General features: G+C 62.2%; 19 protein-coding genes. 11 read left to right on the top strand and 8 right to left on the bottom strand.

Features of this window, described 5'->3' with window-relative positions; translation table 11 throughout:
- Positions 1-145 precede the first annotated feature (145 nt).
- Complete coding sequence (locus tag R4P65_RS19205) at positions 146-778, top strand: hypothetical protein (RefSeq protein WP_317827742.1); 633 nt, start codon at positions 146-148, stop codon at positions 776-778.
- A gap of 98 nt (positions 779-876) precedes the next feature.
- Here the strand turns inward: R4P65_RS19205 and R4P65_RS19200 are convergent, their stop codons facing one another.
- Positions 877-1,311: a hypothetical protein gene (locus tag R4P65_RS19200; protein WP_317827741.1), complete on the bottom strand. Its 435-nt coding sequence runs from the start codon at positions 1,309-1,311 to the stop codon at positions 877-879.
- 309 nt (positions 1,312-1,620) lie between these two features.
- Entirely contained in the window at positions 1,621-2,079 is a 459-nt protein-coding gene (locus R4P65_RS19195) for a hypothetical protein (protein ID WP_317827740.1), read from the bottom strand.
- A gap of 166 nt (positions 2,080-2,245) precedes the next feature.
- Here R4P65_RS19195 and R4P65_RS19190 point away from each other — a divergent pair, with 166 nt between their 5' ends.
- The 8 genes from R4P65_RS19190 (at position 2,246) to R4P65_RS19155 (ending at position 8,128) form a co-directional block, all read left to right on the top strand.
- Positions 2,246-2,710, top strand: coding sequence for a hypothetical protein (locus R4P65_RS19190; RefSeq protein ID WP_230813108.1), 465 nt, complete (start codon positions 2,246-2,248; stop codon positions 2,708-2,710).
- A 40-nt stretch (positions 2,711-2,750) separates the two neighbouring features.
- On the top strand, positions 2,751-4,589 hold the full coding sequence (locus R4P65_RS19185; protein WP_317827739.1) for a hypothetical protein: 1,839 nt from the start codon (positions 2,751-2,753) through the stop codon (positions 4,587-4,589).
- Positions 4,586-4,954, top strand: coding sequence for a hypothetical protein (locus R4P65_RS19180; protein WP_317827738.1), 369 nt, complete (start codon positions 4,586-4,588; stop codon positions 4,952-4,954). The genes R4P65_RS19185 and R4P65_RS19180 overlap by 4 nt, the downstream gene beginning before the upstream one ends.
- A gap of 139 nt (positions 4,955-5,093) precedes the next feature.
- Positions 5,094-5,444, top strand: a complete 351-nt coding sequence (locus tag R4P65_RS19175) for a hypothetical protein (RefSeq protein ID WP_317827737.1) — start codon at positions 5,094-5,096, stop codon at positions 5,442-5,444.
- Between the two features lie 80 nt (positions 5,445-5,524).
- Positions 5,525-6,031 carry a hypothetical protein gene (locus R4P65_RS19170; protein ID WP_317827736.1) on the top strand — a complete coding sequence of 169 codons (507 nt, stop codon included), beginning with the start codon at positions 5,525-5,527 and terminating at the stop codon, positions 6,029-6,031.
- Entirely contained in the window at positions 6,028-6,669 is a 642-nt protein-coding gene (locus R4P65_RS19165) for an RES family NAD+ phosphorylase (protein WP_317827735.1), read from the top strand. Before R4P65_RS19170 ends, R4P65_RS19165 begins: the two co-directional genes overlap by 4 nt.
- Positions 6,670-6,788: 119 nt before the next feature.
- Positions 6,789-7,295 carry a hypothetical protein gene (locus R4P65_RS19160; RefSeq protein WP_317827734.1) on the top strand — a complete coding sequence of 169 codons (507 nt, stop codon included), beginning with the start codon at positions 6,789-6,791 and terminating at the stop codon, positions 7,293-7,295.
- A gap of 215 nt (positions 7,296-7,510) precedes the next feature.
- Positions 7,511-8,128, top strand: coding sequence for a restriction endonuclease (locus tag R4P65_RS19155; protein ID WP_317827733.1), 618 nt, complete (start codon positions 7,511-7,513; stop codon positions 8,126-8,128).
- A 202-nt stretch (positions 8,129-8,330) separates the two neighbouring features.
- Here the strand turns inward: R4P65_RS19155 and R4P65_RS19150 are convergent, their stop codons facing one another.
- The 6 genes from R4P65_RS19150 to R4P65_RS19125 all read right to left on the bottom strand — a co-directional run bounded on the left by R4P65_RS19150 (position 8,331) and on the right by R4P65_RS19125 (position 11,533).
- Positions 8,331-8,663 (bottom strand): hypothetical protein, encoded by a 333-nt coding sequence (locus R4P65_RS19150; protein WP_317827732.1) that lies wholly within the window; start codon positions 8,661-8,663, stop codon positions 8,331-8,333.
- Positions 8,664-8,699: 36 nt separating this feature from the next.
- The gene (locus tag R4P65_RS19145; RefSeq protein ID WP_317827731.1) at positions 8,700-8,936 is read right to left on the bottom strand and encodes a hypothetical protein; all 237 of its coding nucleotides are present in this window, start codon (positions 8,934-8,936) and stop codon (positions 8,700-8,702) included.
- A gap of 143 nt (positions 8,937-9,079) precedes the next feature.
- Positions 9,080-9,904, bottom strand: a complete 825-nt coding sequence (locus R4P65_RS19140; protein WP_317827730.1) for a hypothetical protein — start codon at positions 9,902-9,904, stop codon at positions 9,080-9,082.
- Between the two features lie 169 nt (positions 9,905-10,073).
- A complete protein-coding gene (locus R4P65_RS19135) occupies positions 10,074-10,706 on the bottom strand; it encodes a hypothetical protein (protein WP_317827729.1) in 633 nt (210 codons plus the stop codon).
- A gap of 181 nt (positions 10,707-10,887) precedes the next feature.
- Positions 10,888-11,055, bottom strand: coding sequence for a hypothetical protein (locus R4P65_RS19130; RefSeq protein WP_317827728.1), 168 nt, complete (start codon positions 11,053-11,055; stop codon positions 10,888-10,890).
- 217 nt (positions 11,056-11,272) lie between these two features.
- Complete coding sequence (locus R4P65_RS19125; protein ID WP_317827727.1) at positions 11,273-11,533, bottom strand: hypothetical protein; 261 nt, start codon at positions 11,531-11,533, stop codon at positions 11,273-11,275.
- A gap of 239 nt (positions 11,534-11,772) precedes the next feature.
- On the opposite strand from R4P65_RS19125, the gene R4P65_RS19120 reads away from it, so the two are divergent.
- The gene (locus R4P65_RS19120) at positions 11,773-11,919 is read left to right on the top strand and encodes a hypothetical protein (protein ID WP_166655255.1); all 147 of its coding nucleotides are present in this window, start codon (positions 11,773-11,775) and stop codon (positions 11,917-11,919) included.
- Between the two features lie 2,106 nt (positions 11,920-14,025).
- Positions 14,026-14,628 carry an MspA family porin gene (locus tag R4P65_RS19115; protein WP_411742563.1) on the top strand — a complete coding sequence of 201 codons (603 nt, stop codon included), beginning with the start codon at positions 14,026-14,028 and terminating at the stop codon, positions 14,626-14,628.
- The last annotated feature ends 19 nt before the right edge of the window (positions 14,629-14,647 follow it).

Genomic DNA, 14,647 nt, shown 5'->3' with positions numbered 1-14,647 from the left:
AGGCTAATCGCGGCGATACTGGCGCACCCGAGTTTGTCGGCGGAGGACACAACCACGTGCAAGAGATGACGGGCCAAGATGTGAAACCAGCAGCTCCGAATTGGCTATGGTTCAGTGCTGACGCAGTTGTCTCCCAGGAGCAGATATGACCAGGATCCCTCTCGAACCGGCGGAGGAGAACAACCCCCACGGCGTGGGTTCGTTGACCGATGCCGAGGTCTCGGAGTTCAGCGCGGCCGTCGACCACCTGCGCTCCGTCATTCCTACCGCGTTCGGGTTGGAGTGGAACGATGCAGTGTTCTCCGGTGACGGATATGTCGTGACCGAAATGCAGCGTGGAAGTAGTGGGTACTTTCGCGGCTATCACGGGGTACGAAAGACCTCGAACGGGTTCGCCGTCATGTCAGGGGATGAGCGGCGCTACGAAGGCGCGTCGGTGACCTTCAGTCGGTTCGAAGACGCGGTGAAAGGTTATGCGGCAGAGGTGATCGGATCGTTTCGGATGCACCTCAGTGGCCGCTACCTGGGGTATGTGGCGTGGATGTGGAATGGCACGACTGGACCTGGTGTCGTTGCCCAACCGCTGAATCGCTCCAATACGGAATTTCATTATTCCCTCGAAGATGATCCGAGTATCTGGCTCGAAGGCAGAACGACGGCAGCGACACTTTCGCACGGATTGGGCATGTCGATTCCGGCGTTCATTGCCGCCGTCGTCGCCCACCCGAAGGTGACCGGCAAAGACGCGACGGCCTGGCCGAAACCGGTACAACCCTGAGCCGTGGGCGATGGCCCTTGGGTACGCGGCGGAATGCCGCATGAACGATGTCCTCGTTGTCACCGCCGACCGAGAAGGAATCGGTCGGGGTGGGCTCGCTATTGAGCCAACAGGCTGACCCGGTAGGTGATCTTGTTGGTGGTCGTCGTGGGCATGTCGTTGAGATACGAACTGAGCGCACGCGCGGCATCGTTCGCGAGTGCCGTTGCAGCGCCGGGTGTTCGTGCGCGAGCAGTCACCGCGATCCCGGCGATGTCGGAGGCCCCAGCAATGGTCAGATCCGATTCGTAGTCTTCTGCGGCGCCGTCGCGTGTGCGTGCGAGGAGTTCGGCGGTCTTGGTGAGGTCCTCGGGGGTTGTTTGAATGCCGACGAAGACGTAACTCGTGGTTCCGGCATCGGGTTGCGTCGGTGTGACACTGAACTCGACGAGAGCGGTGCGGGTGAACGCGATCGTCTTCGTCCACCACAACCCGCCGAATACTGCGAGCACGACGACTGTTACGAGGACGATCAGGCGTTGCGGGCGTGTCACGGACTGCTCCTTCGTTCCTACGGCCGTCGGCGCCGCGCGTGCGTCCCAGTATTCATCACGGGGCTGTCGGGCCGAGCTTGCGCTACCGCCCCGGGGGCCTCGGGCGGAGTCGTGGGCTGTGCAGTGGTGTGGTGCCGCATTGACAGGCGGGGGCTGTGCGGGTGAGAGTCCGTACGGTCTAGTCGATCTGGAGTAGTCCTTTAGGGCTAATACTTTCGGCGGGGAACCGCTTACGGCGTCGACCCGGGACAGGGTGCGTCCTGTGTCTTGGAAGGGCATGGAACGGACCGCTCGGAGAACGGGCAGAAGTTAGTGGGTGAACACCATGAACGCGACATGCGCCTGGCCGGTGTGCGCGAAGACGGCTTCGTTGACTAAATCGCATAGGGCTTCGGCCCCGTAGTTAGCGATCCGTTGAGTCGAGAGCGGCGTCCGACCGCGGGCGTACACCACCTTCCCCGCGACAGCCGTTGTGTCCTTGATGGTCAGACTCGACTCGTAGTCGGATGTGTTGCCGCCATAGGCGTTTACGATCCGCTCAGCGACAAGTCTCACGATCTCGTCGTTCGAGAACGGGAAGGCCGCGATCACTGTGGGAGTGACGTCAGAAGGATCGCCGCGCGGAACGTAGGCGAAGGGTTCGGCCGTGAACGCGACCGGTGATGAGCGGGTGAAGGCAATCGTCTTCGTCCACCACAGTCCGCCTATCGCGACGATCACGACAGCGACAACGATCAGAATGCGGTGGCGAACGACCAGACGTCTCATCGGTTAGTTGTACCGTGCCGGACGCACTCGACAGGTCAACGTGGCCAGCGGCATTCGCGTCGGCGCGAGTCGATAAGGTGCACGACATGATTCGCTACCGATTTGGCGCTTCCACAATCAGACTTGGCGACGACATGTCACTGCGTCGTGGACGTAGGTCGAACTGATGGCCGACGCACCAGCAACTCTCGACGAAATGCACAAGCAGATCGCCGACATCCAGGACAAGATCCGGCGACTCCGCCGGGAGCGGATGGACACCGAGAACACCACCCCGAACCCTGAACCGCTCAGCGTGGCCATCCGTCAAGCGCACCGGGACCGGGACGCCGTGGTCAATCCGAAAGTCGAAGACTTGCGCTCACGCGCGGGTGAACTGACGGACGCGATCGACGAAGTCTGGGCGAGCTGCGACCACATTCGGTGGTCGCTCTACCGCTTCGACCGCACCGGGGTCATCGCGAGGATGTCCTCCTACGGCAAGGACACACTCAACTCGCTGCAGCAGTCCTTGGAGGAGGAAGCTGCGCTGCGGACCCAAACCCTCGAATCGCTCGAAGCGCAGGGCGTCCCGGAGTTCCCGGTACCGAAGCCGTTTGCCATGTACCCGGCGAACCGTAGGGAGTTCTGATGGCGCGCGGCAAGCACCGTCAGGCCAGCACAACCGCGACATGCGGGAAGCACAGGACAAGCTCGCGGCGGTCCGGGCGGAACTCGCCGAGGAAGAGCGCCTGCAGGAGGCGGCGTTCAAGGCGCGCGCCGAAGCGGATGAACTCAAACGCGAGTTGGACGGGGCGTGCGTGGACCGGGACAGGGCTTGCCAGGCGGAAGTCGATCGACTCGGCAACGAGATCGCCGCGCTCGGACCATGGGTGAAGTCCCACCGTGCGCTGTATCAGCGGGTCCACGATCGCTGGGGGAGGATGCTGGATCCCATCACCGACGCCCTGGGGGGCGGCACGACCGAGAGCTTGGAAGCGTTCATGGCGGTGATCAGCGCCCAAGACAGCGTGATTCTTCAGCTGGACGTCGCCGACCGGCGACAGATCTCGCAGGAAGCAGCCACGGCGATTCAGCGCGCCCGCGGCGGACGACGATCGGCTCAACCGAAAAAGCACCACACCGAGGCCCAGAAGCAGATGCGGAAGGAGCTACTCGCCTCACGGTTGCCTGCGGATGATCATCGCGCGGACGCCGACGTTGACGACGACACACGGCAGCGCGCTCTCGGTACCCTCTTCGATCGCACTCCGGCGGCGGTCAGTGCTTGGCATCCGGCCTCGTGGATCGCCGAGCCCAGCCCTGAGTCGGCTGGGTCGGCGCAGGCCCTGGGGCTGGTCCTGAGCGAGGAACACACCGACTTCCCGGAAGGGCCCTCCATCCCGACGCAAGCGCACGCAACACTGAGTGCGGCAACACGCAACGCGTTGTCCGGGTTGCCGCCCCGTCAAATATTTACGACGTGGCAGCGTGCGTACAGTGCGGGAACCGAGCAGGCCCTCGATTCCCGGATTCGCCTCCCCATCGCTGCGATGCCTCGTCACCCCATTCCCGCGGACGCGGCCTCGCTGCAGCACTGGTACACAGCGGCAGCATGGGGGAGTGCGCTCCGCTACGTCGGTGGCGCCGGGTCGTGTGCGCCGTCGAGGATCGCGGTCGCCACACAAGCGGCCGTCCCCTTCTGGCTCCCACCCGGACACACACTCAACTACGCAGATTCGGAGCCGCTCTCAGCCGAAGACCGCGCCGACATCCGGTTGCCGTATGCACAGGTGTTCCTCGCATTCGCCGATCCGCTCCGACTCGACGCCGCGACACCGTCGACACCTGAGGTGGACGAATCGTGGGAGTGGATGACGCGCGTCGTCACGGACATCTTGGGCCGCGGTCAGACAAGGTCCCTGGGATCGATGTTGCTGGCCGGAACACGAGGATTCACCACCGACCGGGTCGACCTCTGCGACATGATCGAGCAGCGCGGGGCAAGGATCGAAGGCCTCGTCCTGCTCGCCGACGCCGTAGGCCGACTCGACGACGAGTTCGCCTGGTGCATAACGATCCCCGCCAAGTCCGGCGGTGTGCTCGGGCGATGGACCCTCCCCGCGTCGTTGGACAGTACCGCGTTCCGCGACCAGGTGATCAACCTGGCGGCGGTCGCGGCATGGGGCGATTGGCACAGCGCAGCTGAGGAAACCGACGGATACATCACAGTTCGGGAGTCTGTGGACGGCGAATCACCCGCCCGCAAGGACGCCGCGGTGCGGGTCCTGAACGTGAAGGCAACCGGGCGTGCGGAGTCCGGGGCCGCACAGGGGACCGGCGCGCAGGTGGCGCCTCATATCCGGCGTGGGCATTGGCGGCGGCAGCGGTACGGGCCGAAGCGCTCACTCGAACGGCGAGTGCGGATCGCGCCGGTGCTCGTGAACGCTGCTCGTGGCGACATCGGCCCGCGCGTGTACCGGTTGCCGTCATTGCCGCGTGAGGGCGCGGCTGTAACGCGTCAGCCGTGAGTAGTCGAGCACTGCGGGCGAGCCAGGTTTCTCTGGCGATCTCGGTGGTCCTGCTGGCGCTGGTCTATTTCTGGGGTCTGCTGTCGTTGCGACTCCAACACCAACCCAGCTGGTGCATCGATCACTACGGAACTTCGGCGCGGTTCGCCTATCTGCTGCCCGACCGCGCGGAGCAGGTAGCGGCAGGAGTTACAGACTTCTGGGGATGGCTCCCGCCAGGTGTGAGCTGCACTTTCACCGACGTAGTGACCAAAGAAAGTGAAACCCTGACACCAGTCGCGGACAGGTCGTACTTCGTCGTGATCCTGGTGGCGATGATCCTGATCTCAACTGCAGGCATCGTTGTCGCCCGGCGAAAGCACTGAGCACCCAGGAGCCGGTACAGCGCGGTCCGAGACCCGGCCCTGTGGTCTCCGCGGGGCCACGCCGACTCCACGAAATCTCTGAATCGTGTGTAGAAATAGTCACGAAAGACCCGCCCGCAGAACGAGAAAGGATCCGCACATGGGGACCTACCATCATGTGGTTTTGCGCTCGGCGGCAGGCGAATACGTCGCCAGAGTGAGGCCGAGCGCATTCGGATGCGACATCAAAGTCGGGCGTGGAGGATACTTCGATCAGAACGTCCTCCCCGGCGTCACGGCATTCGCGGAGAAGCACTTCGACACTTCCCTGACTGCCATATGGGTTGACGACATGTCCTGTGATGGTTGGGAATACAACCCAACACTTGACGCTCCCTGGGACGGCCCGGTGTCCCTGGACGACGAACCGGATCTTCCCCACCTGGTACCAGCCAGTAAACAGGGTGCTGCTGTCCGCGCATATCCGGACATCATCGTCGCCGGGATGTAACTTCTCATTAGTTGACCCATTGACTTGACCCTTTGACTTGACCCATTGACTTGACCGGGTTGACCGAGGATGATGGGGACATGAGCACACCGCTGAAGAAGGTCGTCGACGACCAGTTGGACGCCCTCGGTATGGCATCCGAGCAGCTCGACGCCGACGACGCCAAGTACGTCGCTGCAGGAGTGAAGAACGTCCTGTCCAGCCTGCGCGCTCGTCGGGTGTGGGAGAACCACGTCGGCGCCATCTTCACGCACAAGCAGATGCTCGAAGCAACGAACTGGACGAAACAGAACCTCAGCCAGGCCGTCAAGGACAGCCGCGTACTGCGCCTGACCGCTGCAGACGGCACATCCGGGTACTGGTCCGGCGGATTGACCGACACCGCCCCACATGTCCCGATCGCAGGCCTCAAAGAGGTCCTCAAAGCGTGGACATCGGCCGACGCCCAGTCCTGGACGGTTGCTTCCTGGATGTCCACGGAACAGCCCGAACTTGACGGTCGCACCCCCCGCACCGCACTCGTCGACGGCGACTACCCATTGGTGGTGACGCTTGCCTGGCGGATGGCGGAACGGCTCTCTGCGTGAGCGCGCCTCGCGCCGTCCAACACTTGAGCGCGCCGCCGTCCCCGGATGAACTTCGGGGACGGTTCCCTGCGCGGACAGTCTCCGCGGGGACTGTCCTCTATCGGACACACAGAGACGGCTTGGGCGCATGGTGGTTCGGGAGCAGCCTGCAAGGCCGCTTCGACCTGACTGACCCGCATGGCACTTGCTACACCGCAGAATCGGAATTGATCACCCTCCTCGAGTGCTGGGTCGGAATCAAATACATCCCCCGAACCGAAATCGACGACCGCGCACTGTCTGCCGTGACTGTTCGCCGTGACCTGCAGATTGCCGACGTCACCTCGAACAGGGCCATCGAGTTCGGAATGACGTCCGAGATCAACACGACCATCGACTACACCCTGACCCAACGGTGGGCAGAGGCTTTCCGCTCCGCCGGGTTCGACGGCATCAGATACTGGGCGCGGCACGAAATGTCGCACACCGACGCTTGTCTGGCGCTATTCGCCGAAGGCGGCGATCGGACGCACTCGACCGCGCGACCCAGTGACTACGCGGTAACAACTGCTGATGCGCTCGCAGATCGAGACGACTTGTGGACAGCACTCGAAAGAGAAACGGGCATACAAATACTCGACATCCCAGGGACCTTCTGAGATAGCCGCCAACTGTGGTCGTTAGCCATGACATCAATCTCCGGTAAAACCGTCCAATTGGTCTCGTTTCGTGTCAAGATCGACCCACGATCTTTCATGCTGAACGAGAAGGAGATTCGATGCGTTCGATCACACGCGCGGCCCTGGTTGGTGCTGCAGCTCTTCCCTTGGCAATGGCGGCTCCCTCGCTGGCCTCGGCCTCGACGGCTGCCGACGTCACCTTCGCTTACAGCGCGTCCGGGTCCACGGTGAGCAATACCATCACCAACAACTCGGGTGGTCCTCTGCAGTGCACCACGGGCCTCGGGGACGCCCCTGGTGGCGTGTTGCCGTCGATCGAAGACACGATCGGGCCAGGACAAACGATCTACGAGACCGGCGTGATCCCGACGGGCACAACAGTTCAGACAGTCACCGGTATCCCGGACGGCGCTTACGTCGTCTTGGCGTCCTGCGGCAGCCTCGACGAACCGATGAGCATGTGGGCCTCGGACTACCCAGGACTCGAGACATACCTGGCGATGTTCCCGTTCACCACCTACGCCGTGCAGCAAGCGTCCTGGGTGGTCACGCTGCCCGCCGCTGGTGCGCCCGCAGCAGCCCCAGGCGTGAACTTCGGGAGCTGACCCGGCAGTAGATCTTTAGAACGGCGCGTGTCACCGACAAACGAGATCTCGTCGGCGATGCGCGCGCCACATTCATTGGTTGACGAGGATGCCAGCGGCCACGGATTTCCCGGGTTCGTAGACTGCAGGCCGTGGAGGAACTCTGGTTGTGTGGCTACTGCGGTGGACCGCTCGTCCGCGGGTCATCAAATCGTTGTCGACTGTGCCTACGCGAGGTGAAGGGTCTCAAAGGTGAAGTGCGATGGCGTGACGAGTCGGCCGCACGCTACCTGGACTCACGAGGGCCAGGCCTCGGCCAGTGGTACCTTGCGAACAAAGCCAACATCAAAGCCCAGGCCCGGGCGCAGCCAACGGCTTTCGGCAATCCGAAGTATCGACCAGTTCTCAGTCCCGGTGACGCGGAGCATCCGTTTCCGTTCCTGTTCGACCTGCCCTCGCCGCAGGTGGACGAGACAGCCCAGCCTTCTCCCGCAGTAGATGCGGAAGCTCCGCCGCCACGTGTGCGGCTCCGTGGTCGTCCGCTGCTCACGTGGGAGGACGCAGAAGACTTCGCAGAGGACTGGATGCGTAAGAACGGCTACCCCGACGCCAGGAAGACGAAGGCGGGGCCGGACGGCGGAATCGACGTCACATCCGCTCGGGCGGTCGCCCAGGTCAAGTTCTTCTCCTCCAAGATCGCGCTCCACGAAATTCAGCGGCTGAGTGGAATCGCGCACGCGGAGGGCAAGGATGCGATCTTCTTCTCCCGTACCGGCTACACGAAAAAGGCCAAAGAATGGGGTGATCGTCACGGTGTCCGGTGCCTGACATTTCAACCGCGACAACGCCGTTGAATTCGAACGTGGTATCGCAAGTGTTTACCGGGTAACGCTGTGGCGTTGCAACCGGTGCGCTTCGTCCGTCAATCATGCTGCGGTCCACTGCAAGTAGCGGCGGATCCGGGCACAAAAAATGACCCCTCCGAGAAGTTCGGAGGGGTCACATCTGTTCGCGGATGGCGCTAGCGCGTCACATCGGGCACGGCGGAGGGAGGGCTCACGCTACGCCAGGCACCGACGCGTCCGGGTACTTGGCGCGGATTCTCTGCTTCGCATCGTCGGACAGAGATGAGCGCCAGGTCTGTTCCACCGGATCGTAGAAGGGGCGATCCGTTGCCATCCGCGACACAAAGGCCCAACCTCGGCCGATGTTGTCGGAGTCGTTCGACAACAGCCGGTACCCAGCTCGCCCGAGTTGGTTGTCGAGGTCGTCGGATGGTTCGAGAGGAAACGGTGCGGTGATGAACCTGTTGGGGTCGTTGTCATCCCAGCAGACTGAGACCTGAAACCTGTTGCCGTCCTTAGCGATGAATGCTTTGTAGGTGCTCATGAACCTGTCTTTCGTTTCGTAGCGAGCGGGGTGGGGCTACCGGCCGAAGGGAAAGCGGACTGAATCAGGGAAGTCGTCGCCGTAGGCGTCGCAGCACAGCCCGTACCACGTCTCGTCGTCGGTGTCGGGATCCCGGATGATCACGACCTCGGTTTGTCGGCCGCAGGCCGCACAGTGCGCGATGTCCTTTGCAGGCGTCATCTTGCGGAAGGGGCCGTTGGCGTCGGTGCCGTCCTCGACCGTGTCATCACTGTTGATTGTGTTCTCCGGCATCACAAAAGGCCTCTCTCGGGGAAGGGTGATAGAGGAAGTCTAAAGCGGATGTCGGATGCGTAGTCGGATGCGAGTGGCAGCGGCGACGAGTTCAGCGTGGACCCCGTGCGCCGGAACGGCAGGTCTCCGGATCCGCGCTCGCGTTAGGTCTCTGTGCTCGGGTCCAGGTAGCTCACAGCGGACTCGAGGGCGCGAAGGGCGGTGGGAAGCAATTCGTTGTTCCGGGTCGTGAAAGGTGTGCAGACGAACAGATTCCAGACCTCTTTGAGGGCCACGGTGTGCGGCGTCAGCGTGATTTCGGGATTGGTGGACGGCCAGATCGGGGTCAGTCCGATATCGGCTGCGGCCTTGTCGATGAGGGAAATGTGGTCCGGTCCCGACGACCATGTTGGTCCCAGAACCATCACGACGAGGTTCCCGACCCGCAGGACGGCGGCGGCTGTTTTTGCTCCTGATGGGCGGTAGCCGGTGGGGAAGTTTGCCTGGTCGAGGATCACTCGCGGGTCGTTGCGCAGAAGTATCGAGTACGGGGCGCTCAGGGTGCTGGTTTCGTCTTCGTTAACCAGGGCTGCGTACACCCTGGTGCCTTTGGGGACGCCCCCACCCGAGCGGTCGCTGAAGCGTGACTGCAATCGCTTACGTGCGTCTTCTATCGGCCAGACGTCTCCGCCCCGTTTCACACCCAGCAGCAAGGTGATCCAGACGATCCAGAAGGCGAGGGCGCGGAGGGTGTTCTGCGAGACCGGTGCCCCTGTCTCGATCAAGTCGAGCAGGTCCGTGTTGTTGTGCAACTTGCTGGTTGCGGTGTTGCAGCCGTTGCACAGTGATGTCGTGAACGGATGATCGGCAGTGGTCGCGGGTTCGACTCCCATCCGCAGCAGCAGCGCCTGCGGGATGATGTGTTCGAGAGTGGGATTGTCGGGATCTCCGCAGATGACGCACGGGCCTAAGTTCGCGTCTGTCGCCACTTCTGCACTCCTTCGATCGTCAGCGAGCCGGATCGGTCCGCCGTGAAGAACCGAACAGTATTCGACGAGGGTGCAGTCGAGGATGTCGGTGTTGTCGAGCGAGCGGGGGAGAGGATCCGTCGAGGGCGGTCACAACACCGGTGCCTCTCCGCGACCTCTCTAAGGCACGCTATCGCAGAGTGGAAAACTCGACGTCGATGTCCGTCCATGCTTCCACAGCGTCCAGGCGTCCCGGTCGATACGCCGACACGCGCAACTGCATCACCGAAGCATCCTGAGGCACCACGAAGATCAACTCGGCGCCCTGTGGAGAGCCGAACCGTGCCCGTTTCTTCACCGGCTCCACCGGATCGGGGCTGGTGAGCGAGAAGTCGTATGGCGCGTAGTTCAGCTCGAAAGTCTCGGTGAGGTCCGCGCGCCCGCATGCGCCGAGTTCCTGTGTGCATCCACGTTTTTCGATGATCCAACTCGTGGTGGCTGGTGCCGAGCTGATCACGACGTACTTCTCTCCATCCGGTGCAGGTGCACTGTCCGCCGTCAGCTGCTGCGTGGAGTACACCTCGAGGTCGGCCGTCAGCTCGTACGGACTGGCGGTGAGGAAGCCATGCATTTCGGTGCGGTCCGGGTTGTCGATTCTGCCTTCCACTCGGGCAGGTGTCGTGTCCTCTACCGAGTCGACGGCGGGTGCTTCGCTGGTGACGGCTGACGTCGGTGATCCGTCACTGCTGCCACATCCTGAGAGAGCGAGTGCGGCGGTGAGAGCAGCTGCGGCGAACGTGGCAAAGCGGGTGGTCGGCGGCACTGTGTTCCTTGTGTGTGGGGGAAATTTACTCGCTGCTGAATCGCTGTGTGCTGTCGCTGCGTTACGCGACGCGCAGGTCCTGAACGTGCGCGTGCGGCGCGGAACTGACCGCCTACCTTTCTGATGTCAGGGGACGCAATAGAAACTCTTGAGGGCGTTAATGGGCGGGCCAGATGGGTGGCTAAGGGGGCGCACCGTGTGTGGCGGCGCGTTCGGCGCGCGCGTTGGGCTGAGCAAGCGGTGCGGACAATGCGCGGTGCCTGCCGCCGATGAAGACGATGTCGAAGAGGAGACCAGTTGCGGCGTTGAGCGGCTCGACAGTGGTCGTCTGGTACTCGGTTGCGTTCATTGGACGGATGCCTTTCGGCGCGACTGCACGGTATTTCCCATGCTGCGTCAAGACTTTCGCTGGCAAAGGTGCTGACGAGCTGGTTGTTCGGCCGCGGACTTACGAAACTGGCACTCGACTTCGAATATAAAGTCGAGTGCCCATACGTTCATGTGAGAGCGACAGCCAGCGCGCCGTTGCAGCCGAGATTCGATATCGCTGTCTGTTCGTCTGCGGTCTAGCCCTTTTCGGCGAGTTCTTTCCCGAGTTGGTCGAATTGTGCGGCCATCCGGTACATCGCCTCGACTTCCTGCTCGGCTTTGCTGTCGAGACCTTGTCTCCATGCGATGACGGCTCGCCGCGATATGGCGTTGTACGTGTCTGTCCACGAGTCGGCCCAGACGACGCCGTTCCACCGGCGATAGCCGTACGGAACTGGTTCGTCATTGGTCATGCCCGGGGGGAGTCCGTCCCGAACAAAGAAGTCTTCCGCTGCCATGGAGTCCAATCCTCTCGATGCGTAATCTGCGCGTAGGTAACGCATTCCGTGAGCGTATCCAGACTGTGCGCCCCGTGGGCACAGCCGATGCGGTGCGCCAAGCCCGACGGAAGGCAAGGCGTGAGCCTCGCATCCCGCGACCGGAAATGGGACACGATGATCGCAGAGTTTGGATCGCGCCAGATTGGGTGAGCGCTCTCGCTGAGCGGCAGATAGTGTTCGCCCAGACGGAATCTTGCATGAAACGAGAGAGGTACGAGATGTCGAAAGTTGTTATTGCGGAGGTAAACAAGGTCGAGCTGACCGGAGATGGATCATCCGAGGTCGTCGAAACTCACTTGATCGTCGCGGGCGAGGACTCAGGGACCGCTCAGGCGTCCGAATAGGCGCTCCGTCGTCGGTCGATACAGGGCTGGGCGGTGGCGTCGCCTCTGGCAACTTGCCGTTCGACGGTGAAACCTATTGCGCAGGAAATGAAACATGGCCATGAAGGTCAGTGCGGACCGCATCGCGTAGGCAGCGCAAACCCCTGCCGAGATGGACGAGGAAATAGGCGACGGAAGTCTCACGAAACTGGACTGCGCACAGACTGCGAGAGGAAGCCGCGAAGCGGAGAGGGGGCGAGGCTTGACCCAGATCCGCTGACGGCCGGAACAGTGCACCAGCCCGTCTTCCCTTTGGCCGGTGCATCTTTCTGTAAACGCTGACAGCGACGGCATTGTCGCAGGAGGGTAGCTGCGGAACGCATCGGCCGGGCAAGTGGGGACCGTCAGCCCACGGCGGCGCGAGAACTGGCGCCGCTTCTGTATATTCGGACGAGTGAGTGGTACGAGCTTCCGACTTCGATCGGAAGCGGTCAGGGGCAGTTGCATCGCAGGCAGGCGACGACAGTTCGACCAGTCATAGTGGTGAGATAGACAGGCGAGTCGGACGAAAGCAGCAAGAACGGTCGCAATCCGTTCCGCGAAAGCTGCTTTCGTTCGGCTCGTTTCTGTTCGATACGCTCGGGTCGTCCGCATTCGTGGCTAGCGAATATGCATCCAATGTGCCTGAGTCGACGTTCGGTTCATCGTTGTGGGATCCACCATGATTGGCGTCCGGTGTTGGGAAGCCCCCCGAGTTGGTTGGGGTGCCTTACGAACCAAACGCGAGGGAGCCGGTAGGTTCAGGTCTCGGTTCAGGCCCGACCAGAATTTCGTACTGGACTCGTTCGGAAAGTTGTCCGGAGCCCCACATCCACCCGCCCCCGTGGCTCATTTGGCCGCAAAGTCCGAACAGGCTGTATCGACCCTGGGGGAGGCCAGTTCGTGTCACCGTGACCGTCTGTCCGGCCTGAGGGTAAATGGTGGCGTCAGTGGGGTCTGACGGGTGGTTTTGCCAGTCGGGGTTTTCGAAGGGGAGGATGGAGTCGCTGAAGCCTTCGGGGCTGCCGTCAATCGACAGGGTGCAGGTGCGCGTGTACCCCTTTACGGCACGAGGTCCATTCGGGTTTGTGATGGTCGCGGTGATTGACGAGTCGTCGCTGGTGAGTGTCACCACCGGAGGCAGCGTCGAATCAGTCGGTTGGGCGCTCGCCACAGCAGGGAAGGCTAGCGGCGCGAGCGCTGCAATGGCCACAACAAAGGGTCTTTTCATAGCTATTTCGTATCATGTCCCAAGTCATTCACCCTCGAGCTCTCGGACGTGGAAACCGACATCGATGTCGACGACGACTTCTTCACTGGCCTTTGACGACTGACAGGGGCGACCACTCAGGTGGGACTGGGACCGTGATTCTGCGTGATTCTGCGTGCACGTAGGTACTCCTGCCACCCGCACACGGGGCAGCTGACCCGATACTCGTGCATGTCGTTGTCGCCGCAGCCGAGCGATTCGTCGAACGTGTCTGAATCTGCGCTCTCGGGCAGGCGTTTCCGGTGAAGTAGCCCTGCCCCACTCGGATGGAAACAGCGATCGACTCCCCACGAAATCCCATGCCCAGCAGGCCCTCGCGTGTGCCGTCATCGCTGCGATTTGAGCGTCAACCGTTACACCCAGACATACGGAACGCGAGCTCTCGACGTCGCGCGAATGATGGTCCTCGGCTAACGCGCCACCATCGAGCCCCTTCGCACGGTAGGTCACCGTGCGTTTGCCGACAAATGACTGTGTGGCCTTTGGCGTCATCATTTCGTGACCATGAGGCTCGTCACACATCTCCGGAGAACGAACCGCCTGGTCCGGGCTTCTCCGTAATGTTTCCGTAACTCGGAGTACGACTTTAGGTGGACTGATCCGGGCATTGGAGGCTAGTCGGGCATCTATGCGGTGTTGTAACGTCCCGGTCAGATGCTCAGTTAAGTTTCGGCAATCGTTCTGTTAGCCGAGATTTCAACCCATTCCGAGGGAGACCGACCATGGCCACCAGCACCGCTGAAGCCGTCTGCACGCCGACAAGAAAGCGCCGGATCGGGAAGGTGGCCTGGGCATCTACTGCGGTGTCATCGGTATTGATGGCGAGCGCACTCACCTTTGCCGGTACCGCGTCGGCGACCCTGACGGCACTGCCGGACAAGTTTGCAAGCACGGTCACCGATGACGGCTGGACCCTCGATCTCGCTGCTACCAAACTGTCGGCGAACCCCGTGCCCAACCTTGCGACGACGGCGATCACGCGTGAGGGTTTCGTGTCGGCGAAGGTCACCGGCACCATCTCCGGTGCGGGCGATACGGCCGTCAAGACCGGATATATCGAGCAGGGGTTGCAGATCGGTTGCCAAATCGACGTCTCCTCCGGCCTCGGCCTGGGACTGGGATTTTCCCTCGGCCCGTCAGTGGGTGTGTCCATCTCCGGGGTTCCGTCGGCGAACATCGGCGTGAACGCCTCGGTGAACCCGAGCATCCAGACCACCATCGCACCGGGAACGATCACCAGCATCCCGCTCGGCAAAAAGGACCTCGAAGCCGCGAAGGCATCGATCACGGCGGAGAACGTGCACGTCAAGGTCGATGCGTGCATGGGCCCGGTCACGATCCGCTCCTACGCACAGTTCGCCGTCTCGACGGCGACATCGGACAACAGTGTGTTCGTGTACTCCGATCCCACCTGGCTCTGACAGACCTCTCGGATCACTC

This window comes from Rhodococcus sp. IEGM 1318, from assembly GCF_033142465.1.
Lineage (GTDB): Bacteria > Actinomycetota > Actinomycetes > Mycobacteriales > Mycobacteriaceae > Rhodococcus_F > Rhodococcus_F qingshengii_B.
Note: the sequence above shows the minus strand (reverse complement) of the source record. Positions and strands in the feature narration are given on the sequence as shown.

Coding starts and splice junctions, on each gene's coding strand:
- R4P65_RS19205 (WP_317827742.1), top strand. CDS start 146: ATGACCAGGATCCCTCTCGAACCGGCGGAGGAGAACAACCCCCACGGC.
- R4P65_RS19195 (WP_317827740.1), bottom strand. CDS start 2,079: ATGAGACGTCTGGTCGTTCGCCACCGCATTCTGATCGTTGTCGCTGTC.
- R4P65_RS19190 (WP_230813108.1), top strand. CDS start 2,246: ATGGCCGACGCACCAGCAACTCTCGACGAAATGCACAAGCAGATCGCC.
- R4P65_RS19185 (WP_317827739.1), top strand. CDS start 2,751: ATGCGGGAAGCACAGGACAAGCTCGCGGCGGTCCGGGCGGAACTCGCC.
- R4P65_RS19175 (WP_317827737.1), top strand. CDS start 5,094: ATGGGGACCTACCATCATGTGGTTTTGCGCTCGGCGGCAGGCGAATAC.
- R4P65_RS19170 (WP_317827736.1), top strand. CDS start 5,525: ATGAGCACACCGCTGAAGAAGGTCGTCGACGACCAGTTGGACGCCCTC.
- R4P65_RS19160 (WP_317827734.1), top strand. CDS start 6,789: ATGCGTTCGATCACACGCGCGGCCCTGGTTGGTGCTGCAGCTCTTCCC.
- R4P65_RS19150 (WP_317827732.1), bottom strand. CDS start 8,663: ATGAGCACCTACAAAGCATTCATCGCTAAGGACGGCAACAGGTTTCAG.
- R4P65_RS19145 (WP_317827731.1), bottom strand. CDS start 8,936: ATGCCGGAGAACACAATCAACAGTGATGACACGGTCGAGGACGGCACC.
- R4P65_RS19130 (WP_317827728.1), bottom strand. CDS start 11,055: ATGAACGCAACCGAGTACCAGACGACCACTGTCGAGCCGCTCAACGCC.
- R4P65_RS19125 (WP_317827727.1), bottom strand. CDS start 11,533: ATGGCAGCGGAAGACTTCTTTGTTCGGGACGGACTCCCCCCGGGCATG.
- R4P65_RS19120 (WP_166655255.1), top strand. CDS start 11,773: ATGAAACGAGAGAGGTACGAGATGTCGAAAGTTGTTATTGCGGAGGTA.
- R4P65_RS19115 (WP_411742563.1), top strand. CDS start 14,026: ATGGCGAGCGCACTCACCTTTGCCGGTACCGCGTCGGCGACCCTGACG.